Origin of the sequence: Tropicimonas sp. TH_r6, from assembly GCF_033101155.1 — a bacterium.
In the GTDB taxonomy this organism is placed as follows: domain Bacteria; phylum Pseudomonadota; class Alphaproteobacteria; order Rhodobacterales; family Rhodobacteraceae; genus Tropicimonas.
On record NZ_JAWMPX010000005.1, the window covers coordinates 168,558 to 194,909 of the forward strand.

Sequence of the window (26,352 nt, forward strand, 5' to 3'; positions counted from 1 at the left end):
CCGATCAGCGCATCAAGTAACCGCCATCGACCGTCAGGACCGTGCCATTCACGTAATCCGACGCCGGGCTGGCCAGGAACACCGTCGCCCCCATGAGATCCGCCGTATCGCCCCAGCGATTGGCCGGAATATGCGACAGGATCTCCGCGTTGCGCTTCTCGTCCTTGCGGGTCATCTCGGTCAGCGGGGTCGCGTAATAGCCCGGCGCGATGGCGTTCACCTGGATGTTGAACTGCGCAAGCTCGTCACACATCGCCTTGGTCAGGCCGACAATCCCGTGCTTGGTCGAGGCATAAGCCGGCGACCACTGCCCACCGAGGAAGGAATAGAGCGAGCCGATATTGATGATCTTGCCGCTCTTCTGCTCGATCATATGCGGACAGACCTCGTGGATCATCTCGAAGGCAGCGGTCAGGTTCACCGAGATCATCTTGTCCCACTGCGCGCGGCAGTATTTCCTGACGTCCTTCTCGTTGATCGAGATGCCGGCGCAGTTGATCAGGATGTCCACACTGCCCCAGGTCGACAGGCATTCATCGACAACCTGCTTGCAGACGCCCTCTTCGGTGATATCGGCCTCTACGAACTTGTAGGCCGCGCCGCAGGACTCGACCATCTGGCGCGTCGTGCCGTCATCATCCAAGAGGCTCGGCACCAGGACATTGGCCCCCGCCTTGGCAAGCCCTGTCGAGAAAGCCTGCCCAAGGCCACCATTCCCGCCAGTGACGATCGCGTTCTTCCCCTTCAGCGAGAAGAAGTCCAAACTGAAGTCAGTCGGTTGCATTTTCCTGCTCCTCCTTGATCTTACGAAGCAAATCCTGGGCAAATGCGACAGCGTCTCCCACCACAACCATATCTGCAAGGCTGCAGAGGGGGGCTTTCGCATTCGTGTTGACACAGATGATGGTTTCGGCGCCCGCGAGGGCGGCGACATGCTGGCTGGCGCCATGGATGCCCATGGCCATGTAGAGGCGCGGCGCGACCGTCTTGCCGGATTGCCCGACCTGAATCCGGCGCGGCGCGATCCCCTGGTTGACGAGCGAACGGCTGGCAGAGACCTGCCCGCCAAGCGCATCGGCGAGGGGCTTCAATTCGTCGATCCTGCGACCAACACCAGCCCCGGCGGAGACCAGGACGTCGGCGTCGCGAATATCCTGCTCGGTGTTTTCGGTTTTCCGGAGAAGGCGGATGCCGGAGTTACCGGCGCCCTGCCCTTCACGGTCGAGGAAGCGGGTTGTCCTGTCGGGTTTTCCGGAAGAGCTGAAAACGCGCGGCTGGAGTGTCACCACGGCCGGGGCGCCCTCGACGGTCTCGATAACGGCCAGATCTCCGTTTCGCGAGACACGCCGCAGGAACCGGACGCTCTGCTCGGAGCGCGTGATCTCCCGCACCTCGGGAATGAGTGCGGCCTCAATCCGTGCCGCCAGCCGGGGGGCGAGCATGCTGCCCCACTGGCTACCCGGCATTAGGATGCAGGCGAAGCCAAATTCCCGATGCAGCGCCGCAACGCTCCGCACAAGGGCCGGGATCGCCTCAACGCCCGTGCCCGGCGCCGGGACCGAAACGACCGTATCGAGCCAGCCGGACAGAGCCGCGGCGTCTCCGCTAGCGACCAGCGCGAAGCTTTCGCAGGGTGCGTCACCGGCGAAGCAGCGCGCCGCTTCCAGCAGGTCCGGGGTCACCCGGGCCTCTGCCTGTTCCGCAATGACGAGAACCCGGCGCATCTCAGAGAATCCCTCTTTGCTTCAAAAAGCCATGGACCCGCTCGACGCCCATCGCATCGGCATCGACGATCTCGGGCGCGCGATCTTGCCTGTTTGCCGCATGAAGCGTCACGGTCCGGCTCGACGCCGCTGCGGCCCCGACCTCCTCCGGCGCGAATTTCAGGTCCCGGTTGTCCAGTGCGACGATCCTCTCCGAGACATCCCGCCTTTGTTCCTTCAGGCGCGGATAAGGCAGACGGTAGCCGCTGCGCTCCGAGAGGCCGAGAATGGCCGGAAAATCGACCGCGTAGCGGCGCACGAACGCCCCGTCCTCGGTCTCGACGACAGCACCGGTGGCGGAGAAGGCCGCCTCCTCGACGCTGCGGATGAAGGGCAGGTGATTGATCTCCAGCAATTCGGCGAGCTGCGGCGGCAGACAGGCTGCGCCGCCCTCAACGGTCTGGCTGCCCGCGAGGATGCAGTCATACGCGCGGGCTTCAAGCGCCCTGGCTATGATCCTTGCTTCGGTCAAACTGTCGCTTCCTTGATAGAGTGTGTTTTTGATGAGGATGACGCGGTTCGCGCCAACCCGTGCAATATCTTCCGCCAGCGCGGTCGCCGGCTTTTCCGTCAGGATGAGCACATCGACCTGTGTCTCCGGGCGGTGTCTCTTGATCTCGAGAGCGAAGCCGATGGCGCTGGCATCGTCGGGATGCAACCGCGCCGCCGGTGTGTCCCGGATGGGGACTTGGGGCTCCTGATCGGAGCTGACACCATCCGGGACGGGTTTAGTGATGCAGACCAGCTTCATCAGCCTATTCCGCGATCACCTGTGCGGCAGCTGCGGATTGCGCCTTCTCGGCACTGTGCAGCCAGTTGAACACCAGTGCGAGGATCGCACCGACAACACCGAGCATGGCGCTGACCAGGAAATAGGCCGTGTAGCCGCCAGTATCGCCATAGGTGGTCCACAGGTAGGAGTTGAGCTGCGGCAGGATGATATCCGGCAGGTAACCGACCAGGGAGATCAAGCCGATGGCCGATCCCATCATCACGGCGTCGATGCCCGCCGAGCCCAGCAGCGACCAGTAGGTGCCGCGGATGGCGTAGAGAAAGCCGCCAAGGACGATGATCAAGACAGAGAACAACATCGGCGACATGGTGATGGGCAGGATCGCGATCAACACCAGGAAGGCAGCCGCCCCCAGCGTGGCGCCACAGATCGTGTAGGGCCGCCCATAGCGGTCCGCCAGGAAGCCGCCGATGAAGCCGCCCACCGGGCGCATCCACAGCACGATGGCCGTAACCGTGCCGACCGTGACCGCATCCATGCCGATATTGGTCTGCAGGAAGCCGCCGAGATAGTAGACGGTCCAGAACACGGCGTAGCCCATGAAGATGATGCTGCCCATCAGGTAGACATACTTGTTCTTCAGGAGCTTGCCGAGATCGGAGAAGCGGAACTTGGTTGCCTCATCCGCCTGGGTGCCTTCCTCGGCATGTTCGGCCAGCTGCTTGTCGTTCTCGACGAAGAGTATGATCAGGATCGCGGCGGCGCCGACGATGGCGGAATAGAGGTTGATGACGGCAACCAGCGCATCGTGCTTGTCGGCGATTTCGACGCTCGAGCCAAGGATCGAAGCGAAGATCGCAAGACCGATCGTGCCCATCAGCGCTTCAACCACGCCGCGTCCACCGTCGAGAATGCCGAAGAAGCGTCCCTCCTCGGAGGCCCGCGAGAGCATCTTCACCAGCTTCAGATGCGAACTCCAGAAGGTGAAGACAGAGAAGAAACCCCACAGGAAGAAGATCGTCCGGACCGAGGATTCCCCAGGCACCGTGCCGAACCAGAAGCCGCAGAGCGACACGCCCAGAAGCGAGATGCCGATCAGCCATTTGGCGGGGAGCTTGTCGCTGAGCAAGCCGCTGGGCAGGTAGCCGATGATATAGGCCAGGCCCAGGACGGAATAGAAATTGTTCAGGCTGGTCAACTCAAGGTTGAACACTTCCAGGATCGTCTCCTGGTAGTTCGTCCTCAGATAGATCACCGGGTAAATTGCCCCGGCGGCGATCACCACAAGGAAGAACTGAAAGTAACGCCGATAGTTCCCTTTAGACATAGGTCTCCTCCTGACTCGTATGCATGCATGGACCAGCCGGCAAACCGGGTTCCCGACATTGTCTGCCGGACCATTTGGTGGGGGGGTATCAAGGGCGTCCGAAGCTTTTCCTCCATCGCTTCGGGCACCCGGATGGGCAGGGAGCGTCTCCGGTCGGGCCGTCGTTTCGGACCGACCGGAGCGTCCGGGACGCCTAGTCTTCCTGGTAGATGTATTTGCGGATCTCATCCGCCGGGAAGATGGTTCCGTGGTTCATGATGCCGTTCGGATCGAAGGCGTCCTTGAGCTTTTCGAGCATGTAGAAGGCGGTGCCGTGCTCATCTTTCGTCCACTCGCTGCGGAACTTGCCGATACCGTGGTGATGGCACATGGAGCCGCCATGTTTCAGCGTCTCTTCGACGATGATCTTCTGGATCGGGTGGTGATAGACGAGCAGCTCGTCTTCCGGCGCGCAGTGGATCTTGTAGTTGTAGACGAAGTACATATTGGTGCCGTTGAGATAGCTGTGGGACGAGTGCCCCCCCAACATGGTCAGGTCCTCGGCCCGCTCGAACTCGGCCTTCACCCGCGCCATGACGGCATCATAGATCTTCGGGATGGTCTCCCAGTCGGCCGAGATCTCTGTCGTGTAGCCGGCATGGGAATCGCTGGTCCGCATCTCTTCGAACTCGTCGTCGATGTCCTGCTGCGACCAGTTGAGATTGTCGAACCAGTCGCTGATGAACTGGCTGTCGACCTGGCTCAGGATTCCGTCCTGATGCGTCTTGACGGCCTCTTCGATCGCCTCCCCGGTGGCATCCGCAATGCCCTTTGGCCCCTCGGCCATGAAGAGCAACACGCATTTGCCGTCATGGAAGTGATAGAAATGCTGGGCCGCATCCTCCTCGGAATAGACCCGCGCGACGGAGGGCCGGAAGCCATTGACCATGACCTCGCGCAGCACCTTCAACCCGCTTTCCACGTCCTTCACGAGATAGCCGTAGAACTTGTTGTTTTCCGGGAAGTATTTGAAGATCTTCACGGTTACTTCGGTGATGTAGCAGAGCGCGCCCTCATTGCCGATCACGATGTGGCGGATATCCGGGCCACCGGCTCGGCGCGAGACGTTCTTCACCCGCGAGATGTGGCCATCGGGGAAAACACATTCCAGCCCGACCACCATGTCCTCGATGCCGCCATAGAGCGTCGAGAACTGGCCGATGCTGCGCGTCGCGACGAGGCCGCCAAACTTGGCAACCGGCTTGGATTGCGGCGAGTGGCCTGTCGTGTAGCCGATCTTGCGCAGCTCGTCTTCGAGCACCTGCAAAGGCACGCCGGCCTCGACCGTTGCCTGGCTGTTATAGGGGTCGATCTTGATAATCTTGTCGAGTTTGAGCGTGTCGACAACGAGCGTGATGTCTTTCCAGTTCTCAAGCCCGCCTTCCGTCGCCGTCATGCCCGCACGGGGGATAACATTGATCCCGTTCTCATTGCAGAACTGCAGGATCGCGCTGACCTCTTCCGCGTTGGCGGGATAGACGATCCCGATCGGCGCCGGGACATCCAGCGCCTTGCGGGTCTTGGCGAATTTCTTGTAGCGGTCGGCAGACGCCTCGTAGAGATCTGCCTCGTTGGTGTTGATCTGATCTGGAGAGACGATCTCCCCCAGCTGTTCCAAGACTGCGTGCGCGTCCAAGATAAATCCTCCGGCAAGATATGGAAAACTTTCCATTCTTTCGGGAAAACATATGCCGTAAATCGATGATTCTGTCAAGATTTGAGCGATTACTTTCCATTTATTGGCATCACTTTCCGCATTTTCGGAAATTTTTGAACATTTGACTTGGAAAGATTTCCATTTCATTTGCATTTCTCGACACAAGACCACAATATCTGGATCGACCCCGGGAGGAGGAGCCTGCAGATGATCCGGATAGATTTCGACGCCCTGAATCCTCTGGAGCGAAAGATCCACGCAACTCTCAAAGCGGAAAGCGAAGGCGTCGAGGCGATCCCTATCGCCGAAGCGGCGCGGCTCTGCAGCTGTTCGCCCTCCAAGATCTCCAAGTTCAGCAAGAAACTCGGCTTCAATTCCTATCGCCAGTATCTCGATTTTCTCTATGACCGGGTGGCGCCCGAGGTGGTGCAGACATCCGAGCTGGCGCGGCTTGCCCATTTCATCGAGGGTTTCGACAACAGCAAGGTCGACGCATTGGTCGAGCTGATCGGCACGCACGACAAGCTGATGTTGCTCGGCTATGGCCCGTCCTTCCATTGCGCCGAGTATTTCGAATACAGGCTCAAGACCTGCACCGGGAAGATGGTCGTGGCCGTGGCCGACGAGTTGCTGGCCACGTCCATGACCGACGAGAACACCCTGCTGCTTGTCCTGACCGTTACGGGCAGTTTCAAACCCTTCGACGACGTCTATCACGACACCGTGGAAAAGGGCGGCGAGATGGCCCTCATCGTCGAGGAATACAATCCCGACCTGATCGAGAGATACGGCAAGGTCTTCTGCCTGACCGACCAGGTTCAATGCTCCGAGTTGCAACCCTTCGAGAAGAACAGGACCGTGCTCTTCATCTTCCTCGAAGAGGTCGTCCGGAAACTGATGCGCCCGCCACGTTGAGCGGGTCGCAACGGCTGGTGCCGAACACCCGCCCGGCTCAGTCGATGCGCACGCCCTGCGCCGTCAGGGTCGCCTGCAGGGAGGCGATGTCGAGCGCGTCAAAGCCCACATCGGCCTTTGCCGCCAGCGCAGCCGCCGTCCCCGCCCCCTGCCCCGTCACCGCGCAACACATCATGTTGCGCATCGTCGTATGCGCGATCACGTCGGCCGAGATGCAGCGCCCGGCGACGATGAGATTCTCGACCCGCTGCGGCAGCTGGCAGCCATAGGGGATCTGGTAGTAGCGCCCGGTGGTCGGCAGGATCAGGTAGCCGCTGCCGTCAATGAATTCGGGAAAGATACCGATGGAATCGGCGCAACGGCCCTGGTTGAGGACGTGTTCCTTCGAGACCCGGACCTTGCCCTGGATCAGGCGGGACTCGCGCGTACCAAGCGTCATCCCGAAGGTCCGCAGGCGCGCGTTTTCGAAACCGGGCACATAATGGCGCAGCGCGTCGATGGCCCAGATCGCCTGCTGGCGCCCCTCGATCTCCGCGCGCGTGATGTCGCGCACATTCGTACTGTCAAAGCCGAAGGCATAGACCATGTTGAGCTGGAGCGCCTCGCCGGCATCCGTGAAGCTCGACCAAGTGCCGGCGATGGATTGTGCATTGCCCGGAATGATGCCGTCCGCATGGGCGCGGGTGAAGACCTCCTCCATGTAGGGGCTGAACATGTCATCTTCCTTCTCGTCGGTGATGACATCCCAGTTCTTGCCCCAATCGGCATAGGTTGGCTTGAGTTCGGTCTCCACGAAGCGGTTGAACCGCGCCACGTCGATCCCGGCGCAGGTGAACATGACCGTCACGCCCATCAGGTCCTTCTTCTCGCGCTTGGTATAGGGGGCGCCCGCCTTGTGGACGACATCGGCATCGCCGGTACAATCGACAATGCGACGGGCAAGTACGGCGCGCCGGCCGGATTTGCCCTCGACAATCACGCCCCTGAGGGCATCGCCCTCCTTGATCACGTCCACGACGAGGGAATGCAGCAGCGGCGTGACGCCAGCCTCAACGATCATTCGGTCGGCGACGTATTTGAACCCCTCGGTATCGATCACCTCGGATCTGGATTGCGGCTCGGGCCGGGTAAAGCCCAGCGCCTTGGCGCGACGCTCGTATTCCCGGCCGATCCCCTCGCAATCCACCGTGCCCTCGTGCCGATACCAGGCGAAGCTTTCCACGCCGACCTGCGTCAGCACACCACCGAAACAGCCGTATCTTTCGAGCAGGACTGTCCTTGCCCCTGTCCGTGCGGAGGCAATTGCAGCGGTCAGGCCGGCTGGACCGCTGCCCACGACAAGAACCTCTGTCTCCAACAGGACCGGCGTCTCACGTCCTGGTTCAGTGATGGCGTTCGTCATCTGACCTATCTTTTCGCGCAGGCCGAGCCAGCACCTGCGTGTGCTGCCGGCAGTGTTTTGACGTCTTTGGCGATCACGGCGCTAGACTGTACGCACTCCGCGACCGGACATGGCCCCATTCTATAGCGTCATCGGAGGATAACGGACCAGAAAACCGGGGCCATCTCTCGCGGGAGCGTACTGACTCCCCCTCACATCCCGAAATGCAGAAAACAGCACGGCGGCTTGGCATCATGTGCCTCCAGCTTGCGTGAAAACACGGAATTGCTGTCGCGCTGGGGTGTTGTTGCGCAAATCTGAAACCGACCGAGGATCTTCATACAATGCATTTTCGCTTCAACACGACTTCGTCGGGGATACTCACTCCAACGCCTCCAGAGCGCTCTGCCGAGATACGCCGAGCCTCGCAGCGCTTCATTTCTGGCCCTGGCTCCAGCGGTTGTTGACTTCCTCGGCTTGGCGTTTCGGCGGGGTGAAATGATTGCTGCGGCATCACGGTCGGGCCTCCTCATGCATGCAAACATGCACCGCCGGGCAGTGGATGACATTGTGAAATCGGCACATCCACTGCCTGGAAGTGGCTTGCCTTGCAAACCATGAGAGGGCCAACGTTGCTGGTGGTGACTTCATCGGCCCGGACTTCCAGAGTTTCCTCGTCAATTCCAACGTGGACCTTACGCCAAACACGCAGCTAACGGCCTCCATGCTTGCGCGTGCACCACCCTCCTTCGCCTTCCACCTTGATCCCTGTGCTCTCAATCAAGAGGTGTAGCGCCCCCTGAGCCCCCCCCGATAGGGAGTGTTCACAGCAAGGATTTTCTGACGGCGACTCAGCGTGCTGAAATCAGGAACGGACCAGTCAAGCCCTGCGCGTTTCAACAGGCGCGCAGTGACCCCGGTCGTTTGTCGCGGCGCCATGCCAAACAGGACTTTGATCACGAGGCACGCCTGGATGGAAGCAGCGCTGTCAGTCTGCTGGCGACGACGTTTGCCGGAGGGCGCAGCCTCCCACACCATCGCCGGATCGAACCAGATGGTCCAAGATCTCCGCTGCCTCAGCGCTCGATTGTAGCCATGCCAGGTCGTCGTATTGCAGATCGTCTTGTCGAGTAAGCTTATACCCGCCGGCTATCATATTGGATTCCCGCCGCGAATCCTACACGACCTTTGTGCAACAACACCCCTGGCAATACCGAAATTACTGTAGCGACTTCCGTGGGAGCTTCAGTTTTTCTCGCGCAACCCGTAGCTTTCAATCTTTCTCAGCACCTCTTCGACCTTGATATTGGGCAGGACCGGCGGCGTGTCGGTGATCTGCAATAGGGTCGCATACATCTTCGCCAAGGCCTCCACCTCGACGGCAAGCCACATTGCCTGCGCCAGGGTCGTGCCAGTGGTGATCATGCCATGGTGCTGGAGCAGGATTGCCTTGCGGTCTTTCAGGCCAGCTTCGACGTAGTCTGACAATTCCTGCGTCCCGTAGGTAGCGTAGGGCACTACCGGAATATCGGTGCCGCCGGCGGTGGCGATCATGTAGTGAACGGCCGGAATGGACTTGTTCAGGATCGAGACGATGGCCGAATACATCGCGTGGTTGTGCACCACGGCACCAGCTTCGGGCCGCGCGCGGAGGCTGGCGAGGTGGAAGCGCCACTCGCTCGAGGGCACTGCATCGCTCGCATATTCGCCTTCGTCACTGACGAAGACCAGATCCTCGGGCTGCATCTGATCATAGGCAACCCCGGATGGGGTGATCAGCATGCCGCCAGGCTGACGCACGCTGATATTTCCCGAGGTGCCCTGGTTCAGACCATGCGCGTTCATGTCGTTGCAGGCCTGGATCACGCTTTGGCGCAATGCGGTGTCGCTCATTGTCTGTCTCCATGTTCAGGAATCTATGGGCACATACGGCAACGGCTAGAAGCGCCGGGTCTATCATGCCCGTTTATGCCCGATATAGATCAAGGACACTGCTGTGGCAAGACAGGCGACGGGTGGATTCCTCTGAGGTGGCAATTTGCCCGATCTTGCCAAACATTAGGAAATGATACAGCCTCCCTACGAAAGACCGTCACGTGAGAGCGAAAATGAGTTCTAGCGCGATCCATCGATGCGCCCGGAACCATCAAGAAATGACCGTATATGACCGAAAAAGTGAAAAATAGACCGAATGAGTCAGGGAGCGCGCAGGTGCTCGTCGGACGCATGCGCGATATCGTCAACAGGGTCGATCATGTTGGCGAACTGTCTGTAGCCGACCTTTCCGAGCAATTCGGCGTCGCCGTAGAGACGATCCGTCGCGACCTGCGCACGCTTGAGGAGGACGGCTACTTGCGACGCACGCATGGCGGCGCTGCCTCCATCATCGAGAACAATCACGGGTCGCTTTCCTTCGGTCGCCGCAAGCTCGAAGAGACAGACTCCAAGCGCGCCATCGCCCGTCAGGCGGTCGCCATGATCCGCCCGGACACCGTGCTGATGCTCGACCACTCTTCGTCGGCCTGGTACCTCGCGGAGGCGCTCCCCGATATCCCCCTCACGGTAATCACCAACTCGGTGCGCATCGTCTTTGACCTGGTGAGGAAACCGAACATTCGGGTGATTGGCGTCGGTGGCGAGTATTACGAGAAATACGGCGCGTTCCTCGGCGTGTTGACCCAGAACCAGGTGCAGGAGTTCCACGCCGATATCTGCTTTTGCTCCTGCGCCGCTTACAGTGAAGACGGCGGGGCCTGGGACAACAGCGAACTGAATGCCGGCGTGAAAATCGCGATGGCGCGATCCGCGAAGTCGAACGTTTTGCTGTGCGACACCAGCAAGTTCGACCGCACCGCCTTTGCGCTGACCCACCCCCCCCGGCGGATCGACTGCGTCATCACCGAGACCGGAAAGACAGGCAAGTTGCGCGACGATGTCGCCGGCAAGGGAGGGAAGCAGGACGGCCGGAAATGATGTGACTCCGAAGCGGGACGCGGGGATCTGGCGGTGGTGCTCGATTGCGGCAGCACCAACCAGCGGGCGATCGCGGTCAACTCAAAGCGCGTGGTCGTTGCGCGGGCCGGCCCATCTATCCGGTGATCTCGCGGAAATGCACGCGCACCCTCGAGTCGATGGCCCATATGGGGCGCTTCATCGACCCCGACAGGGTGGTTCAGATCAGCGGCGTGGGGCATTTTTCCTTCAATTCGCTGAACAAGTTCATCTGGTTTCGTGAGAACCACCCGGAACTGATCGACAGAGCCCGGCGCTTCGTGTTTGTCTCTTCGCTGATCGCCCACCGCCTGACCGGGCACTTTGCGCTGGATGCGACATTGGTGGGGACACCCAGTTTGCGGTTTTTGGCGCAGGCGCCACCGAGGCCGGGCCGGTTCTGTCGTCCGGCACCTGGGAGATTCTGATGGCGCAGACCAACGGGATCACGCTGCCCGACACCGCAAATCTCGCAGACGCCTTTACCTGCGAATGGAGCATCCACCGAGGCAAGTTCAACCCGGGCTACCAGTAAATCGCTTCAGAGGTGATCGAATGGGTCGGGCGCGTGATGTTTTCCGAACTCAAGGGAGCGGCGCGCTACGAAGCGATGATCGCAGAGGCAGAGGCGGCGCCGGAGGATTGCCACGGTCTCTTTCTTGATCCGGATTTGCTGATCAAGAAGGGAGCGATGAACGGCCTGTCGCTGGACGTGGATCGCGGCACGATCTATCGCGCCGCACTCACAGGTTTGGTGCGCAGGCTGAAAACCGGGCTGGCGACGCTCGAAACGGCCGGCAACTTTCATGCCGAGGAACTGACCCTGGTTGGCGGCGGGACACGCAACCAGTTCTGGACTCAATTGAAAGCCAATGCGTTGGGCATCCCGGTGCGGACCCTTGACGAACCCGAAGTCACAGTGTTGGGCGCTGCCATGGTGGCATTTTGGGGAGTGGGTCTGTTTGGCTCCCCTGAAGAAGCGCGCCAGCACTTTAACCTGCCAAGCCAGGTCACCTTCCCGGCGGGGTAGTCGCGCCTCGCGGGCGGGCTGGTTAACAGGCCTGAAGGCTCGCGTTCGCGGGAAATCGGCCGCCCGAAACTGGAGATTGCTCTGTGGGCGACAGGATCAAAAAGGGTGTGATTGCTTCATTTGCTCGCTGAGACAAACGGAAGGAGCCCTTGGCGATGGCCGGCCGGCTTCGCGCCCCACAAGAATTTCGGCCGATACAGCGCAAGGTTCCGGCACGGGCTACCCCAGATCGCCGGTCACATTGTGAAGGATTTCGCGCGGGCGCAGCAACTCGGTTTTGATCTTGATGACCTGCGGATCCATCTTCTTTTTGTCAATTAAACCAAAATCTTCCGCGATCATTCCCTGTGTGTTCTGTCGAACCATGTGCATCGGAAATTTCAGGGCTGCCGCAAGTGGGTGATAATCCCAACACCCAATGACGCTATTCGCGAATGCGGCATCGGGAAACTGGACCAAATGCTCCATGATGCCCACGAGGATCGTTTGCGAATTGATGAAAATCAGGGAGGGGACCCCCCCGGCCCCCTTCAGCACTGTCTGTATGGCCCGGTAACCTACGTCCGGCGTATAGCCACAGGCAATGATCTGATCCGGCTTGCAAGGATGCCCGGACAATGTCAACGCATGGCGAAAGGCGCCGATACGCTTTGTTGTCGCGTCGTGGAACATGTCGCCGCCGATAAAGTAGGCGCGTTCACGCGGCGTGGGACCGTCAACATTTGCCCCCCCCTGCAAGAAGAGCGCTCATCAACTCAAGAGCGCCGCCGAAGTTATCGGAAGCGACAGATGGCGCTTTTTGCCCTGGCAAGTCGAGAAAGATATGCGGCACGTCAACGGCGTTGCAGATATCCGAAATCGGCTCGGCTTCACGCACGCCCGCCACAAACGGGAATTCTATTGCATATGCGATCAATGAACGCGCAATGCGTTGCTCTTCTTCAGGGTCACGCAAGCCGCTGGGGAGCCTGATCAGACTGGTCCGGTCAGCGCCAATTCACGGCTGATCCAGATCCTGCGGGCCTGACCCGTTCTCGGGTCAGGCAAAAGGAGAACCGCCCTCCCGGTCACACCGCATCAGCTCAGTTTGCCGCCCCGATGCGCCATCTGCATATGCGCCGAATAGGACTGCACAGAGCGGTTTCCGGGCTGGTTTGCGTCGAGCACGAGGGATTTGAGATCGCCCGTCTCGACCTCGACGGAGACCGTCTGCTGGTGCTTCGACATGTGCCACACATAGAGCTTTCCGATCATGTCGCCCGCCGCACCCGAGGACCCAACCTCCTGATAAGGCTTGCCTTCGCCCTTGACGATCATGATCCGTGGCTTGGTCAGGCGATAGCTATGACCCTCGTATCCGTAGGCATAGATCAGGGCGACGGTCGGACAGTTCGCTTCGGGCTTCTCGCCGGATGCAAACTGGGTTTCGTCGCGTAGGGCGACCAGCCTGAGCTTTTGCAGGAGATCCGAATGCAACTGCATCTCGCCAACCATGAGCGCCTCGAGGTAGGTCTTCATCTTGCTCATGGCATCGGGACTGGAATCCGCGCTCAGGTCCGGCTTTTCCTCCGGAGCCGGCGTCAGATGCGACCCGATGAGAATGACTTCCGATGGATCATAGAGACCGTCCGGAATGAGCGGCAAAAATTCATTAACGTCCATGTGCGTTTCCCTTTCGCTTAGAACCAGATGGCCGCGCGTGACCGGTCGCGGCCGAGCGCGTGAATATCGTAGGACGTCAGGATCTCGCGCCAGGCGAGACTCTCAAGCAACGTATCGGCAATGCCGCCCTCGCCCGCCTCCTGAAGCGCCTCGCAGAGCGCGTAGGCGGCGTTCGCATATGTCAGGCTCTCATTGTCGAGCCGTGCCCAGGATCGGGCCATCGCCCGCGCCACGTGATCGCGCGCCTCGGCGAGCGCCGCCTTGAGCTGGAAATGCTTGTGTTCGTAATCGGCGCGGAAGGCGCGGGCGTAACGCTCTTCGAGATCGGCCCCCATGCCGCGGGCATCCGGGATAGACCCGGGCGGAAGATCCACGAGCCCCTCGCTGACGGCAATGTCGTGATAGGTCTGCACGATGGTGTCAAAGATACCGCCGGTGAAGGGGCGGGACCTGTCATGCACCTCCTGTCCAACGTCGGACATCTTGCGGGCATTGCCGGCGATCCGGATCTGGCGCTCATCGGCCAGTTCGGCCACCCGGTTGAGCTCGTTCATCGCCAGCAGGTTGCCGGAGCCGCGCCGGAGAAGCCGGTCCATCGCGGTGTCGAAATGCAGCATCCCCGTGAGCGAGCAGAAATCGGCGACCACTTCGTGATAGGCATGAAGGTCCGGGCCGGGCGGAATGTCGGTCGGCGGCAGGCCGATCTCGAAAAACAGGATCGAATGGCCGATCTCATGCGCGATGACGTCGAAATTGAGCGCATAGGGGTGGCGGCTGCCATCGGGGTTTCGCTCGAAACCGAATTCCAGCATGCCATATCCGGATTGCGCATTGTCCCAGTCGATCAGCGGGATGATCTCCAGCCGCTCGTAGGTGTCGGTGAAATGCCAGGACAGCCTGTGCCCGAGATAGCTTTCCCAGATATCGAGAACCCGCGCCACGCAGCCAAAGACATGAACGCCCGGAAAGGCGGGATCCGATGGATCGACATGATCGAAATGCCCGTCAGGCGACGGGTCTACCCGGGGCGCGGCCGGCCCCGAATAGGGCGGCAGATAGGGGTATTGGTAAGGAGCCTTGGGGGCGTTGGGGGCGACCACATACATCCGGTCATTGGCGGGGCCGGCCAGAATCGAACCTTGCGGATCGGAAATCCACACCAGTTCCGGCTTGTCATAACCCGGCGTATGGGGCGCTTGCGGATAAAGCAGAAAGCGCGTGCCACCGGATGGTTCGCTGGTCTCCACCATGTTTCCCCCCGAGGCCAGGTAAAGTTACCTTTCGTCAATGACATCAACCATATCGACAAGAACGCTTCTGTGAAGGTGTTAACACTCTGCAGGCGGAAATTGTTTTACGGCCCGTCGGGCAACCTCAGGTTGCTATCCTGAAGGTCGTCGAGCCAGGCATGCACGAGCGGTGGGGGCTCGCATGCGACCCGGGGCCACGCATCGCTGGCCTGGTGACGCGCCAGAAGCTGCAGGAGCGCGCGCGCATCCCTGGATTTCTGATCCACCCGCGAGGCGACGAAGTCTTCTGGCAACTTGCGTTGCGGGAAGGGTTGGCGGGCGATCCGAAGCGTCTCGGCCATGGCGGTCTCCCCGCTGCACAGGCCGCGTCTCGCTGCGGTGGACAGACTTCGGCGGATATCGACAAGGGCATCGGAAAGCGGCTTGGATCCGAGCGCCGCCGGCGCGTGGGTCACCGCCACGGCATCATCGGCCAGCAAGGGGAAGCGCCGATACCACCGATAGATGAGTCCGACGCCGATCATCCCCTGCGGAGCGAGTTCCGCGGCCCGCAGCGCCCCCATGCTCGCCGCTCCGAAGACCGGAATGCCCCGCGACATCGCCCAGAGGATCTCGCGGTGGCGAACGGTGGGGGCGTCGCGGAATATCCCGTCGATCAGACCGATCGCCGGGGGGCGCGCAGAACAGGCGCGGAAAATGTCGCCCTGACCGGCCGGGGGACGAAAATCGGCCCGCAGGATCTGACCGGCATCCGCGCGCGACAGGCTCGGCCCGAGAAAGACGACGGGACATGCAGGGCTCAAACTCATGCCACGGCGCCCCGGAGGGGATCGGCAAGGAGATCCGGCGCGATGACACGCACGATGGCCAGTGGAATCCCCGCGTCCCAACGCAGCGGCACGGCGAGAACCGGACCACGCCCCGCTGCCAGGCTGCGCAGTGTCGGATTGGGCGCTTTGGGAGATGCGGCGGCAAGCGCGGGTCCCGGCGCGTGGCGCGCCCATTCCGCATCGAGCAATTCGGCCGGCACGTTGTGGCGATAGGCGCGTTGCGTGATGTCCTCCCGTGCGCCAGAGATCACCGCAAGCCGCGCCTGCACGGCCTCCGACAGCGCCGCGTCCATGGCGGCGGACACGGACGGGCGGCAGCCATACCCTGCAGCAGGCAACGGAAGGGCGCTAGCGCCTGGCGGCTCCATGACCGACGCAGCGACCGAAACAACATCGTCCCTGCGCGACATGTCGTGAAACAGGACGCGCATCCCGCGCTCTTCCAACCGGGTCAGCAGCGCGCCAAACCGGGCATCACCGCGATCCGGCGCGACCCGCCTCCACCTGCCTCCCGCCTCCGCCCGGACGCGGGCATCCGCTTCGATACATTCGAGAAGCCCGTGCATCATGGCCGCAGCGAAGTTCGTTCCGGCGCCAAGGCCAATGGACTGGCGCAGGATCGGTGCGGCCTCGGCTTCCGCCCCTCGGGAAAAGTCGGTCGACAGGAGATCCTGCGGAACGGCGCCCGGCGCATCCCGTCCTATATCCCAGGCCGCGACGAAAGCACTCCCTGCGTCTGGCCAGTATCCGGTAGGCGCGAGCACGGACCAGTCGATGCGATCGCACGGACCTGCCACAGGAAGGCGCGCCACATCTTCCCCCGCCGCCATTTCAAGGCATTCCAGAACCGCGCCGACCGCGGCTCCCTCAAGGCTCGACGCCTTTCCCTGCGTCACCGCATTCGAGCGGGCCTCGGGACGCACGGCCTGCGCGACCGGAAAGCCGACATGGTCGAGACCGGTGATATCCGCGACACGGCTGATGCCGAAATCCCGGAGCCGGGGCCGCAATCGCTGCCAGAACGCGCCAGCATCGAGAGAGCGCTCGGGCGCCGCATCAATCGCCGCGGACAGGAACTCCGCCGGTGGCGGCTCAGCGCTCCAGCGCATTGCGCACCTTTTTCAGCAAGGCATGTTGGGTGGCCTGCTCCATTTCCTCGACGACCCTGCGCGCGGTCTCGGGCGGCACGGCCAGGCCGAGGTCAATGCGGGTGGACAGATTGCGCAGGCAGAGCATGCGGGCATCCTGCTGTTGCGCGATCTCGCCCCCCTCATCCAGTACCGCTTGCGCAGCGGCACCGCCGATGAGCAACGCCTTGCGGCGCAGCATCTCCGGCAGCCAATAGGTCAACCCGGTGCTGCGGGCGGTCTGAATCTCCTCCTCCAGCCGCCCGAGCGCTGCCGCGGTCTGGCCGCTGGCCGCAGCCACTTCCGCTGCGATATCGGCGTAAAAGGGCGTGTCCTCCAGCACCCCGAACTCCCGCAGGGCACCAAGCGCGTCCGTGACCGGCCCGACCTGGTGCCTGTCCCCTGCCCGAGCGGCCATCCAGCCGCCAAAAATCCGTCGCTTGGCAGTAATCACCGGTGCGGCCTCGGCCCCCGAGATCAGGGCGATGCGTCCCAGGATTCGCTCGATCGCAGCGAGGTCCTTGTTGAAAAAGGCGACCTGCGTGGCGATGTCGAGCGCGTGCAACTGGCTCGAGAGATGCGCTGTCTCCTCCGCCCAGGTCTCGCAGGCCCGAATGGCCTCGGCGCTCTCCTCCAACCGTCCGGTCATCCAGCAGCACAGCGCGCGTTCGCCCAGACCGCAGACACGGGCGTCATGGCCATAGAGATGCCGGGACCGCACCGCTTCCTGCGGATCGTAGAGATCGAGCCCGTCCGAGATTGCCGACAGGCATCGGGAATGGGCGCCACCGTCAAACAGCGTTGCCCAGGCACAATGCAGGGCCTGCAGGCGCGATTCAGCATCCGCCTCGGGCGTGACATCGCGGATCAGAATTTCCGAGCGCCGTGTTTGCTCGGCAAGATCATCGGCCGTGAACCACCAGCCCCAGAGCACCGGGAAGAACGGGGCGCGATCGGCCTCCGGCAAGGCGAAATAGAGCGTCTGCCCCTGTTCGTAGAGCGGCACCGCGGCCCGGTGCCCCTCGAGGAGCGTGATCAGCGGACCGAGCAAGGCATAGGCGCGAAGCTGCAAGCGGTCCCGTGCAGGTCCGGCGTCGAGACTCTCCGACAGTTTCAGCACACGTTCGAGCAGCGCACGCGGGCCGCGCAGCGCCGATCTGCGGATGGCGTCCTCCGCCACATCCAGCAACAGCGACAACCCGCGCTCAATCCGATCGGCGGCAAGGCAATGCTCCGCCAGCAGCACATCGGGGACGTCTTCGGACAGGCTCGGATCCGCGTCCACGATATCGACGATCTGCCCGTGCAGCGCACGTCGGACGGAGCGAAGTTGGCTGTCATAGGCGACATCCCGGATCAGAGCGTGACGGAAACTGAAGCCGTTTCCGTAGCCCGTCGGCGTCTTCAAACCCTGATCAACCAGCTGTTGAAGGTCGGCATCGAGATCTCGTCCGGCCTGCGGCGGCGCGAGCCGGGCGAGCAGGTGATAGGGGTATTCCCGGCCCAGAACGCTTGCGATCTGAGCCGTGCGCTTGGCCTGGCCCACCCGCTCCAGACGCGTTGCGAGCAGGTCCCGCAAGCTGCCGATATCAGCGCCGCTGAACGCTCCGGCCGCCCCTTCCCCGCCGTGATCGCAGGCATGGGCGGTCAGTTCCACGATGAAAAGCGGATTTCCATCCGCCTTCTCGACGATCCAGTCCTGCGTGGCCTGAGACAGCGTTTGCGTGGCGGTGGAGTCAATCAGCCCGCGCGCTTCCGAGGGGACCATGGGGCTGAGCGGCAAGGGCCTGAACTGACCACGGATGTCGTCCAGCATCCCGTCCGAGCGCGACGTGCCGACAATCAGGACAGCGTGCTTGCCGGCCTGCACCGCAATCCGTTCGAGCACGGCCAGGGTGACCTCATCGGCCCAGTGCAGGTCTTCGGCCAGCAGCAGCAACCCCGCGCCACCTGCCAGCCCCAGAAAGCTGTCCGCAACAGCGGAGACGATTGCATTGCGCCGCGCGTCGGGCGAGAGCGTCAGATCATCCTCCAGCGCGCCCAGCGTCTCGGCCGCGGCGATCGCCGCTTGCGACAGTTCCCTGTCCTGCCCATCGTCGAAGGCACGGTCATACATCTGGATGATCGCGAAAAGCGCCTCGTTTCGAGTTCGCGGCTGGCATTGCAGCAGGATCACCCGGCCATCATCAACATTGGCGACAACCTCGGAAAGGACCCGCGACTTGCCGATCCCGGGTTCTCCTTCGATCAGGAAAGCCGCCCCGACGCCCTGCTGCGCGCGCTCCCAGGCGACCTGCAACTCTGTCGTCTCCGCGGAGCGCCCGGAGAGGCGGGTTTCGGCATGACGATCCCGCCGGAACCGCGACTCTGCCGGGCGTTGCGCCACGGCCCGCCAGGCACGGCGGATCTCCGGGAACCCCTTGAGGGCCAGCCCGTCCACCGGCTCGTAGTCGATGCCGCGCCCGGTCAGCGCATGGGTTGCCGGCGAAACAAGAATTTCGTTCGGCTCGGCGGCCGCCTCAAGCCGGGCCGCAAGGTTCGGCGCCGTTCCGACAGCACCGATACGCCCTGCCTCCGTCCTCTCGGACAACACAACGATGCTTGTCGCTATACCAACCCGAATCCCCGGCGCATCGGGAATCGAGTGCCTTGCATCGAGCAGCGCCAGCCCCGCCTGAACGGCCGAGAGCGCCGCATCCTCATGGACAATGGGAAATCCGAAATAGGCCATGCCGCCATCGCCCATGACCTGTTCCAGCGATCCGCCATGATCGGGCAAGACAGCACGGACCATCTCGTGGACCCGTTCGAGCTTTGCCCGCAGCGCCTCGGGGTCCTCGGCTTCGGCGAGCAATGTCGATCCGACGATGTCATAGAACAGCACTGTGAGCTGGCGGCGTTCTCCGCTTGGCGCCTGTTCGGGACGCGGTCCTGAAATCTGTTTTCGGAAGAGCGACACGCGGGATCCTCGGCTTTTGCGCCAAGCTTGCAATCTGGCAGTGCAAAACGAAAGTTTTTCCTTTTGGGAACGGTGCGCTGTCTCATAGCCTCCCGGCATGACGGAATCGCATTACGACGTGGATCTGGGTGAGACGGACACGCTCCTCTCACTCCTGGCGGAAAATCTTGAAGAGCTGCGGCTATCAGCCGGCGAGACATTGTTCGAACAGGACGATTTCGACGACAGGCTTTTCGTGCTCGACACGGGTGAGTTGGAGGTCAGCGTTCTGGCTGCTTCGGGACGGAAGCTCTCCCTGAATCGCCTGCAACCGGGAAGCGTTTTCGGCGAGATCGCGTTCTTCGATCCCGGCCGCCGAACAGCGCGCATCAAGGCACTGGTGTCGAGCCGCCTCCGCTTCGCCCGGCAGGCCGCTCTGCTGGAAGGGATGACCCGAAATCCGAAGCTCGCCAGCGCCTTGCTTCAACTGGCCGGACGGCGCATGCGATGGATGAGCCGGCAACTCGAGGACCAGGTCTTCCTGCCGCCGGAATCCCGGCTTGCCGCCAAGACCCTTCACCTTTCCCGAAGCGATAGCGAGATCGCCATGTCACAGGCACAACTGGCCGACTATGTCGGGGTGACGCGCGAACTCGTTTCCCGGATCCTGAGCGACTGGCGCCGCGCCGGATTGGTGGAACTGTCGCGCGGGCGCATTCGCGTCCTCGACCGTTCCGGCCTCATGGAAACGAGGGATTCCGAAGAAGTTTAGTCTTTCTTTACGCTCTGTGATCCTCTTCACAGAATACCTTGGCGGACCATGGCAATCTCGTTGCATGGCCGGTGCTGGCCGGTCATGCAACAGAAGGAAACGCCGAGATGATGCGCAAGAGTATTCCCGCCCATACCGTCGGAGTGCCGACGTTTGAAGCGACCCTTCGTGCAGTGTTTTCTGCGCTTCCCAATCCGGCGACCTATCTGCGTGCCTATCAGGACATGCGCCGTTTCAAATCGATGGACGTCGCCGTGATGCGTGACACCGGATTGTGCCAGGCCGACATCGACACGACCACCTTTGGCGATTTCCTGAAACAGCCCCGGCGGTGACAGTCTCCTCTCCTCCCCGGACACTCCGCGCCACCGCGGGCTGTGGATGGAACCAACGAATTTGCCCCCTTTATTTCAGCAGTTACGAATAGACAAAGGCTCTTCTTTGGGGGCGGCGCTGCGTGTCATGATTGACACGCAGCGCCTTTTCATTTCCCAGATATCCATGAAACAGGGCGTGTGCGGTGCTGTCCGACGCATTCGAGTTCGTCACTACATCCGTCACAGCAGGGCTGAGGTATTCGGCCTGCGGCAGGGCTCGCGAAGGCGAAATACCTGGATCGTCAAGCCTCTCTCGGAACAGGGAGGAGTGGGCCGCAGAAGCGAGAGGCAAACCATTGCAACCGCCTTGTGCATCAGAGCCGTTCCCGATGGCCAGTCCGCACGGAAACTCCGTAGGCATGGTTGCAATCTCTGGAACGATACGGTTCATCCACACGGCAATTCGGGCCGATCCTGTTCGGTAGCGTCGCAACCCCTCGTCGATGGCCTGTCGAAGCCGGGCCAGTAGCGACCTGCTCTGCAAGTCAGTTGGTCTTTCCAGCCTTCAGGATCCGTTCGATGAGATCGAGTGTGGCCTCCGGATCGGCCCGATACGCATCCCTGAGCAAATCGATGCCATCGAAGGTCCGCGTGCTCCTTGTTCTCGGGCCGCAGGGAAAACGCTCGCTTTCTTCGAGTTCCGCGAGTTCCTCCGCCTCGGCGACGAAGAGGCAGGCCTGCTCCTTGTCTTCCAACCCGAAGATGTCGGGGCCAAGGGCATAGGCCGGGGCGTGCAGAAGGCAGAAAGCCAAGGATATTGGGAGAATGAACTTCATTGTGAAATCTCGCTTCTGTTTGGGGCCGTTTTTCCAATCTCGGACAGGTAATGCACCACGGCATCCTCAAGAACACCATCCGTCTTGATGAGCTTCCGGTTGGTTCCGGAGAGCGGGTCGGAATCCTCTTCGATGAGCAGACCGGCCCGAATGAGCAGGTCCAAAGTTTTCACGGCGCTGTCGCGGCTCATGTGATCGAACAGGAGGGCTGCGACCTCCGTCTTTGCAAAGACGGCGCGGCCCTTTTCCTTGACCGTCTTGACGCAGACATATTGCTGGGCGTCCTTGAAAACGGATTTCTCCAGCTCCCTGCGGGTCCGAACCCGAAAATCCTCGTTCTCGATCAGGCTCCTGACCTTTCGATTATGCGCTTCTATCAGTGCCTCGATGGTTTCCGGGGTCGAGCAATCCAGCGCCTTCAGAAGAAAGAAGAACCGCGCGACATGGGCGACATTCTCATGATTGAGTTCCCGCTGGATCGCTTCGACATCTTCCCGGATCCTGCATTTCTCAGCGGTTCTCTCGCGCAGACAGGACAGGAACCGCGCCTCGGCGAGCAAAACGGCCTGGAGCGTGTTCACCAACTGTGGCGAGGGCAGTTGATCGGTCTTTTCAAGCTCTTCGGCCAAGGAAGACCTCCTGACAGTCTTCAGCTGAACATCCGGACGCTGCGTCCCGAGGAAGGTTAGAGGCGCAGGGTTGGATATTGCAAGCCTTGGGCGAGATTTTGCGGGCATGGGCAGGCTCTGACTCCTCCGGTGACAGTCGGGAGGAGAATACGCCAACGGCCCGCGGCGCGGGCTGGCGATCTGCAAATCAGATCGGGCCGCCTGACCGGCAGACCATCACACATGTTCGAGGTCGTCCGCGGCAGGATGGAAGGGCGAAATCATTCCCCGGCGGAAGCCACAGCCCCCAAAGGAAAGATCCTGAAACGAAAGGACTTCCGGGCGCTCCCGCCACCAACTTTCGCTTTGAAAAGGCCTCACCGGAAGGAGACCCCGAGATGATTGATCCGAAAACTCAAACGGCAACGCCGTCGCCCGAGTTCACAGTTTTGGGCGAAGCTTTGGCGCTCATGGCGCAGTCCGACCTTTATGGCGGGCGCAGCCTGGAAGCCTTCAGCCAGCTGATCCTGCCACCCCTGGCGCTCGGTCAGTTGCGGATCTGGCGCTCCGGCGGATTGCCCGTCGGCATGGCCACCTGGGCCTACCTGGATGCCGAAACCGAGCAGGCCGTCGTGGATGGAGATCAGCCGCTGTCGCCGGAGGCCTGGAATTGCGGGCGGCTCCCCGTGGTCATGGATTTCGTCGCCCCCTTTGGCAACGGCTTCAAGATGGCGCGCGATCTTACCCGCACGATCTTCCCCGGCGTGGCGTTTCGAGCCGCTCGCCGCAGCAGCGATGGCCGGCTGACAAAGATCGTCCAGTTTCCCGGGCAAGACGCGCACGGCAACTGGGCCTCCAGCTCGGCGACCGCAGCCTGATCTACAACTCCCCAAATTTGATCTGAAAGGAATTCTCTCATGGGCAGCACCTCTTACACATCCCCGCACAAAACCTACAAACTCTATGGAATCAGCGTCTACAAGGATGCCGGCAGCGGCAATGACAAGATGTACGGCTATGCCGCCAAGAACCACCTGAAGGGCGGCTCCGGCAACGATCTCGTCTATGGTTATGGCGGCTGGAACAAGCTCGAAGGCGGTTCCGGCAGCGACATCGTCAAAGGCTGGGGTGGCAGCAACTACCTTTACGGCGGCTCCGGCAGCGACAAGCTCTATGGCTACGGTGTCTACAACTATCTCAGCGGCGGCTCGGGCAATGACAGCATCTACGGCTCAGGCGCAACCAACAAGCTCTATGGCGGCAGCGGACATGATTACCTGAAGGGCACCGGCGCCTATAACTATCTTCATGGCGGTGACCATAACGACCGGCTCTACGGCTACGGCGCCAAGAACGACATGCATGGCGGCAATAACGAAGACAAGCTCTACGGCTACGGCGCGGTCAACAACATGTATGGCGGCTCCGGCTATGACAAGCTCTACGGTTATGGCGGCTATAACAAGATGGACGGCGGTTCCTACAACGACGCGCTCTATGGCTACGGCGCGAAGAACCTCATGTATGGCGGCTCGGGCAACGACCACATGGAAGGGCGCGGGCTCTGGAACAAGATGCATGGCGGCACCGGCAACGACACGATGAAGGGCATCGGCGCCTATAACGAGATGTATGGCGACAGCGGCGACGACAGCATCGAAGCGATCGGCGCGGTCAACAAGGCCCATGGCGGCACCGGCAATGACACGATCACCGGGATCGGCGGCGTGAATGTGCTGCATGGCGATGACGGCAACGACATCATGAAGGCCGTGGGCGGGGTCAATACCGTCTTCGGCGATGCCGGCGACGACACGATGATCAGCGCAGGCGGCGTCAACGTCATGTTCGGCGGCACCGGCAACGACAAGATGGTCGCCTCGGCCGTCGTCGCCACGACGCAGAGCGGACAGGACGGGAACGACACGATGGTCGCCGTCAGCAACGCCAACTGGCAGTCCGGCGGCAACGGCAATGATGCCATGGTCGGTGTCGGCAATCTCAATCTTCAATTCGGCGATGCCGGCGATGACATGCTGCTGGCGGCGGGGAACACCAACATCCAGGTCGGTGGCGCGGGAGAAGACAAGCTCTTTGCCCTTGGCAGCACCAATGTGCAGTTCGGTGGCGACGGCGACGACCTCGCGGTTGGCGCGGGCGGCGCGAATATACAGTACGGAGGCAATGGCGCGGACATCCTGGTCGGAGGCGGCGTCGCCAATATCCAGATCGGCGGCACCGGCAGCGACTGGCTGATCGGCGCCGGCAAGGGCAACCTGCAATTCGGCGGCGAGATCTGGTCCACCCTTCCGAAAGATGTGAGCCTAGGCGAGTTCGATCTGGACGCCGCGGCGGACAAGCTGGCCGAATATGCGAATTCGAGCGGACCCGACGGTCTCAACGTGATGCTGGCGGGCGGCGAAGCCAATATCCAGATCGGCGGCTCTGAAACCGACATCATCGTCGGGGCCGGCAAAGGCAACCTGCAGGTTGGCGGTGACGGCGCGGATCTGATGCTTGGCGGCGGCACGGCAACCGTACAGTTCGGCGGCGAAGGCACCGACCTGATGGTGGGTCTCGGGCGCATCAACGTGCAGGAGGGCGGCGGCGACACCGATGTCATGGTTGCGCTGGAGCGCGGCGAGGATGCCGGCATCCAGGTCCAGATCGGCAATGACGGCAGCGACTTCATGCTCAGCCGCGGCGGTGACGGCGAAGCCAACCCGCTGGGCGCTCTCTGGGACCATCTGAAAGAGAAATTCGAGGACTCGCAGAAGGACGACACCGAAGAGACGACAGAGACCGAGGAAACCTCCGCGGTGGAGACCAGCTCCGACGCGGAAACGGATGCCGAGAGCAAGAAGCAATCCCTGACGGAAAAGCTCCTGGACAACGCCCCCTCGCTCAACCTCCAATTCGGCGGCGACGGAGCAGATGTCTTCTCCACCGGCGGCGACCTTGGCTTCCAGATGGGTGGCGCGGATAGCGACATCTTCATCGGCGGCGGCTCCTACAACTTCGCCTTTGGCGGCACCGGCGGCGACCTGATGCTGACCACCGGCGACAAGGCCAATTTCTCCTTCGGGCAGGACGGCGTGGACTGGCTGATGGATAGCGGAACCTTCGTGGATCTCGCATGGTCGATGCTTGCGCCGGACCTCGGGACGGATGCAGGGACCGTCGAAAACCCCTTCGACACCGGTCTCGGCACTGCGCTGAACGGCATCACGAGCAAAGTCGAGAGCCTGAAGGAGACGCTCGACGCCTTGAACCCGCTGCAAAAGATCACCGACGCGATTGGCGATCTGGTCGATGACGCCAAGGACGCCGTCGCGGATGTCCATGCCACCATCAGTTCTCTGCTCGACTATGACAGCACCCAGTTCTTCGGCGGCACCGGCGATGATTTCCTGTCGGTCTCCGATGCAGGCGGCGACGTGGTCGGCGGTCAGGGCAATGACACCTACCTCTTCACCTTCGGCTCGACGGGCGCGATGGATGTGGACGAGGCAGGTCTCGACGCCGCCCGCGAACTTGGCGACTTCCTGGAATTCGCCAGCGACAAGCTCGACGCGATTTCCGGCGGTGGCGGCGGCGAGAACGACGTCCTGGAACTGCGCGAGGCCGGCGCGCTCGACGGCAGCGACCTGCGCTTCTTCGTCGAAGGCGGCAAGGACCTCGTGATCGAAGGCGATGGCGGCGAAGTCCGGATCAAGAACATGCAAGACGACGACACACGGGTCGAAACCCTGCGCATTGTCGGCGAAGATGGCGTCCAGGAAATCGACCTTGGCCAGGCCTTCGAAGACGGTCTCTTCACGGCCACCTGGGCGGATCGTGCCGGGCAGACGGGTCTCGACGCCGTCGACAGCTTCGAGTTCAAGACCGACGATCCGGACAGCGGCAAGGTCGACTTCGGAGCCTATCTCGGCGATACAGCCCTGGAAAGCGACACCGATATCGCCTTCGCGGCAGCCTTCCAGGATTGGATGCTCAACCTCAAGGATGCCGGATCGAGCCTGCCCGGAGTGGGCGGTCTCGTTGACGGTGCAGCCGAGATCGTGGCGGACATCCTCGACTTCGAAGCGCCCGAACTGCCGGAGACCATCGATTTCGTGTGATCTCGACGGTTGATGCAACACGAACGCCCCCCTTCGCATACCGATGCGAGGGGGG

Annotated in this window: 24 protein-coding genes and 1 pseudogene; 8 read left to right on the forward strand and 17 right to left on the reverse strand. The window is 61.8% G+C overall.

Translation table 11 applies throughout. The features are described from left to right. Positions 1-4 precede the first annotated feature (4 nt). From R3X27_RS07595 to R3X27_RS07615, 5 genes are all read right to left on the reverse strand, one after another. Entirely contained in the window at positions 5-784 is a 780-nt protein-coding gene (locus R3X27_RS07595) for an SDR family oxidoreductase (protein WP_317708236.1), read from the reverse strand. After that, complete coding sequence (locus tag R3X27_RS07600; RefSeq protein WP_317708237.1) at positions 771-1,724, reverse strand: electron transfer flavoprotein subunit alpha/FixB family protein; 954 nt, start codon at positions 1,722-1,724, stop codon at positions 771-773. The genes R3X27_RS07595 and R3X27_RS07600 overlap by 14 nt, the downstream gene beginning before the upstream one ends. Position 1,725: 1 nt before the next feature. Then, complete coding sequence (locus R3X27_RS07605) at positions 1,726-2,514, reverse strand: hypothetical protein (protein ID WP_317708238.1); 789 nt, start codon at positions 2,512-2,514, stop codon at positions 1,726-1,728. A 4-nt stretch (positions 2,515-2,518) separates the two neighbouring features. Beyond that, entirely contained in the window at positions 2,519-3,823 is a 1,305-nt protein-coding gene (locus tag R3X27_RS07610; RefSeq protein ID WP_317708239.1) for an MFS transporter, read from the reverse strand. A gap of 193 nt (positions 3,824-4,016) precedes the next feature. Then, the gene (locus tag R3X27_RS07615; RefSeq protein WP_317708240.1) at positions 4,017-5,498 is read right to left on the reverse strand and encodes an FAD-binding oxidoreductase; all 1,482 of its coding nucleotides are present in this window, start codon (positions 5,496-5,498) and stop codon (positions 4,017-4,019) included. A gap of 228 nt (positions 5,499-5,726) precedes the next feature. On the opposite strand from R3X27_RS07615, the gene R3X27_RS07620 reads away from it, so the two are divergent. Beyond that, positions 5,727-6,434: a hypothetical protein gene (locus R3X27_RS07620; RefSeq protein WP_317708241.1), complete on the forward strand. Its 708-nt coding sequence runs from the start codon at positions 5,727-5,729 to the stop codon at positions 6,432-6,434. Positions 6,435-6,471: 37 nt separating this feature from the next. Here R3X27_RS07620 and R3X27_RS07625 read toward each other — a convergent pair whose 3' ends face one another. The 3 genes and pseudogenes from R3X27_RS07625 to R3X27_RS07635 all read right to left on the reverse strand — a co-directional run bounded on the left by R3X27_RS07625 (position 6,472) and on the right by R3X27_RS07635 (position 9,708). After that, positions 6,472-7,836: an FAD-dependent oxidoreductase gene (locus tag R3X27_RS07625; RefSeq protein ID WP_317708242.1), complete on the reverse strand. Its 1,365-nt coding sequence runs from the start codon at positions 7,834-7,836 to the stop codon at positions 6,472-6,474. Positions 7,837-8,138: 302 nt separating this feature from the next. Continuing rightward, positions 8,139-8,955: pseudogene (locus R3X27_RS07630) on the reverse strand (IS5 family transposase); the annotation flags it as partial. A 105-nt stretch (positions 8,956-9,060) separates the two neighbouring features. Then, entirely contained in the window at positions 9,061-9,708 is a 648-nt protein-coding gene (locus tag R3X27_RS07635; protein ID WP_317708243.1) for an L-fuculose-phosphate aldolase, read from the reverse strand. 318 nt (positions 9,709-10,026) lie between these two features. Between R3X27_RS07635 and R3X27_RS07640 the strand changes: the two genes are divergently transcribed. The 3 genes from R3X27_RS07640 to R3X27_RS07650 all read left to right on the forward strand — a co-directional run bounded on the left by R3X27_RS07640 (position 10,027) and on the right by R3X27_RS07650 (position 11,836). Beyond that, positions 10,027-10,788, forward strand: coding sequence for a DeoR/GlpR family DNA-binding transcription regulator (locus tag R3X27_RS07640; protein ID WP_317708244.1), 762 nt, complete (start codon positions 10,027-10,029; stop codon positions 10,786-10,788). A 44-nt stretch (positions 10,789-10,832) separates the two neighbouring features. Further along, positions 10,833-11,234 carry an FGGY family carbohydrate kinase gene (locus R3X27_RS07645; RefSeq protein WP_317708245.1) on the forward strand — a complete coding sequence of 134 codons (402 nt, stop codon included), beginning with the start codon at positions 10,833-10,835 and terminating at the stop codon, positions 11,232-11,234. Positions 11,235-11,353: 119 nt separating this feature from the next. Then, entirely contained in the window at positions 11,354-11,836 is a 483-nt protein-coding gene (locus tag R3X27_RS07650; protein ID WP_411572471.1) for an FGGY-family carbohydrate kinase, read from the forward strand. 219 nt (positions 11,837-12,055) lie between these two features. On the opposite strand, the gene R3X27_RS07655 is transcribed toward R3X27_RS07650, so the two are convergent. From R3X27_RS07655 to R3X27_RS07685, 7 genes are all read right to left on the reverse strand, one after another. After that, a complete protein-coding gene (locus R3X27_RS07655) occupies positions 12,056-12,574 on the reverse strand; it encodes a hypothetical protein (protein WP_317708247.1) in 519 nt (172 codons plus the stop codon). Then, entirely contained in the window at positions 12,552-12,791 is a 240-nt protein-coding gene (locus R3X27_RS07660) for a hypothetical protein (RefSeq protein WP_317708248.1), read from the reverse strand. The genes R3X27_RS07655 and R3X27_RS07660 overlap by 23 nt, the downstream gene beginning before the upstream one ends. 122 nt (positions 12,792-12,913) lie before the next feature. Further along, positions 12,914-13,498, reverse strand: coding sequence for a hypothetical protein (locus tag R3X27_RS07665; protein WP_317708249.1), 585 nt, complete (start codon positions 13,496-13,498; stop codon positions 12,914-12,916). Between the two features lie 17 nt (positions 13,499-13,515). Next, the gene (locus tag R3X27_RS07670; RefSeq protein ID WP_317708250.1) at positions 13,516-14,748 is read right to left on the reverse strand and encodes a hypothetical protein; all 1,233 of its coding nucleotides are present in this window, start codon (positions 14,746-14,748) and stop codon (positions 13,516-13,518) included. Positions 14,749-14,852: 104 nt separating this feature from the next. Next, the gene (locus R3X27_RS07675; protein ID WP_317708251.1) at positions 14,853-15,557 is read right to left on the reverse strand and encodes a TfuA-like protein; all 705 of its coding nucleotides are present in this window, start codon (positions 15,555-15,557) and stop codon (positions 14,853-14,855) included. After that, the gene (locus tag R3X27_RS07680) at positions 15,554-16,687 is read right to left on the reverse strand and encodes a YcaO-like family protein (protein ID WP_317708252.1); all 1,134 of its coding nucleotides are present in this window, start codon (positions 16,685-16,687) and stop codon (positions 15,554-15,556) included. The genes R3X27_RS07675 and R3X27_RS07680 overlap by 4 nt, the downstream gene beginning before the upstream one ends. After that, positions 16,671-19,664: an ATP-binding protein gene (locus tag R3X27_RS07685; protein ID WP_317708253.1), complete on the reverse strand. Its 2,994-nt coding sequence runs from the start codon at positions 19,662-19,664 to the stop codon at positions 16,671-16,673. The genes R3X27_RS07680 and R3X27_RS07685 overlap by 17 nt, the downstream gene beginning before the upstream one ends. Before the next feature lie 97 nt (positions 19,665-19,761). Between R3X27_RS07685 and R3X27_RS07690 the strand changes: the two genes are divergently transcribed. Together R3X27_RS07690 and R3X27_RS07695 are read left to right on the forward strand one after the other, a co-directional pair. After that, positions 19,762-20,415 carry a Crp/Fnr family transcriptional regulator gene (locus R3X27_RS07690; protein WP_317708254.1) on the forward strand — a complete coding sequence of 218 codons (654 nt, stop codon included), beginning with the start codon at positions 19,762-19,764 and terminating at the stop codon, positions 20,413-20,415. A gap of 38 nt (positions 20,416-20,453) precedes the next feature. Continuing rightward, entirely contained in the window at positions 20,454-20,750 is a 297-nt protein-coding gene (locus R3X27_RS07695) for a hypothetical protein (RefSeq protein WP_317708255.1), read from the forward strand. A gap of 527 nt (positions 20,751-21,277) precedes the next feature. On the opposite strand, the gene R3X27_RS07700 is transcribed toward R3X27_RS07695, so the two are convergent. Next, positions 21,278-21,568: a hypothetical protein gene (locus tag R3X27_RS07700; RefSeq protein WP_317708256.1), complete on the reverse strand. Its 291-nt coding sequence runs from the start codon at positions 21,566-21,568 to the stop codon at positions 21,278-21,280. Next, positions 21,565-22,197 (reverse strand): hypothetical protein, encoded by a 633-nt coding sequence (locus R3X27_RS07705; protein WP_317708257.1) that lies wholly within the window; start codon positions 22,195-22,197, stop codon positions 21,565-21,567. The genes R3X27_RS07700 and R3X27_RS07705 overlap by 4 nt, the downstream gene beginning before the upstream one ends. Before the next feature lie 377 nt (positions 22,198-22,574). Between R3X27_RS07705 and R3X27_RS07710 the strand changes: the two genes are divergently transcribed. Together R3X27_RS07710 and R3X27_RS07715 are read left to right on the forward strand one after the other, a co-directional pair. Then, entirely contained in the window at positions 22,575-23,054 is a 480-nt protein-coding gene (locus R3X27_RS07710; protein WP_317708258.1) for a toxin-activating lysine-acyltransferase, read from the forward strand. 39 nt (positions 23,055-23,093) lie between these two features. Beyond that, positions 23,094-26,297, forward strand: coding sequence for a calcium-binding protein (locus R3X27_RS07715; RefSeq protein ID WP_317708259.1), 3,204 nt, complete (start codon positions 23,094-23,096; stop codon positions 26,295-26,297). The last annotated feature ends 55 nt before the right edge of the window (positions 26,298-26,352 follow it).

What these genes read in the sequence shown, in the direction of transcription:
- R3X27_RS07635 (WP_317708243.1), bottom strand. Translation starts at nt 9,708, where the DNA reads ATGAGCGACACCGCATTGCGCCAAAGCGTGATCCAGGCCTGCAACGAC.
- R3X27_RS07665 (WP_317708249.1), bottom strand. Translation starts at nt 13,498, where the DNA reads ATGGACGTTAATGAATTTTTGCCGCTCATTCCGGACGGTCTCTATGAT.
- R3X27_RS07715 (WP_317708259.1), top strand. Translation starts at nt 23,094, where the DNA reads ATGGGCAGCACCTCTTACACATCCCCGCACAAAACCTACAAACTCTAT.
- R3X27_RS07690 (WP_317708254.1), top strand. Translation starts at nt 19,762, where the DNA reads ATGACGGAATCGCATTACGACGTGGATCTGGGTGAGACGGACACGCTC.
- R3X27_RS07710 (WP_317708258.1), top strand. Translation starts at nt 22,575, where the DNA reads ATGATTGATCCGAAAACTCAAACGGCAACGCCGTCGCCCGAGTTCACA.
- R3X27_RS07595 (WP_317708236.1), bottom strand. Translation starts at nt 784, where the DNA reads ATGCAACCGACTGACTTCAGTTTGGACTTCTTCTCGCTGAAGGGGAAG.
- R3X27_RS07605 (WP_317708238.1), bottom strand. Translation starts at nt 2,514, where the DNA reads ATGAAGCTGGTCTGCATCACTAAACCCGTCCCGGATGGTGTCAGCTCC.
- R3X27_RS07675 (WP_317708251.1), bottom strand. Translation starts at nt 15,557, where the DNA reads ATGAGTTTGAGCCCTGCATGTCCCGTCGTCTTTCTCGGGCCGAGCCTG.
- R3X27_RS07700 (WP_317708256.1), bottom strand. Translation starts at nt 21,568, where the DNA reads ATGAAGTTCATTCTCCCAATATCCTTGGCTTTCTGCCTTCTGCACGCC.
- R3X27_RS07610 (WP_317708239.1), bottom strand. Translation starts at nt 3,823, where the DNA reads ATGTCTAAAGGGAACTATCGGCGTTACTTTCAGTTCTTCCTTGTGGTG.
- R3X27_RS07670 (WP_317708250.1), bottom strand. Translation starts at nt 14,748, where the DNA reads ATGGTGGAGACCAGCGAACCATCCGGTGGCACGCGCTTTCTGCTTTAT.
- R3X27_RS07600 (WP_317708237.1), bottom strand. Translation starts at nt 1,724, where the DNA reads ATGCGCCGGGTTCTCGTCATTGCGGAACAGGCAGAGGCCCGGGTGACC.
- R3X27_RS07620 (WP_317708241.1), top strand. Translation starts at nt 5,727, where the DNA reads ATGATCCGGATAGATTTCGACGCCCTGAATCCTCTGGAGCGAAAGATC.
- R3X27_RS07680 (WP_317708252.1), bottom strand. Translation starts at nt 16,687, where the DNA reads ATGCGCTGGAGCGCTGAGCCGCCACCGGCGGAGTTCCTGTCCGCGGCG.
- R3X27_RS07625 (WP_317708242.1), bottom strand. Translation starts at nt 7,836, where the DNA reads ATGACGAACGCCATCACTGAACCAGGACGTGAGACGCCGGTCCTGTTG.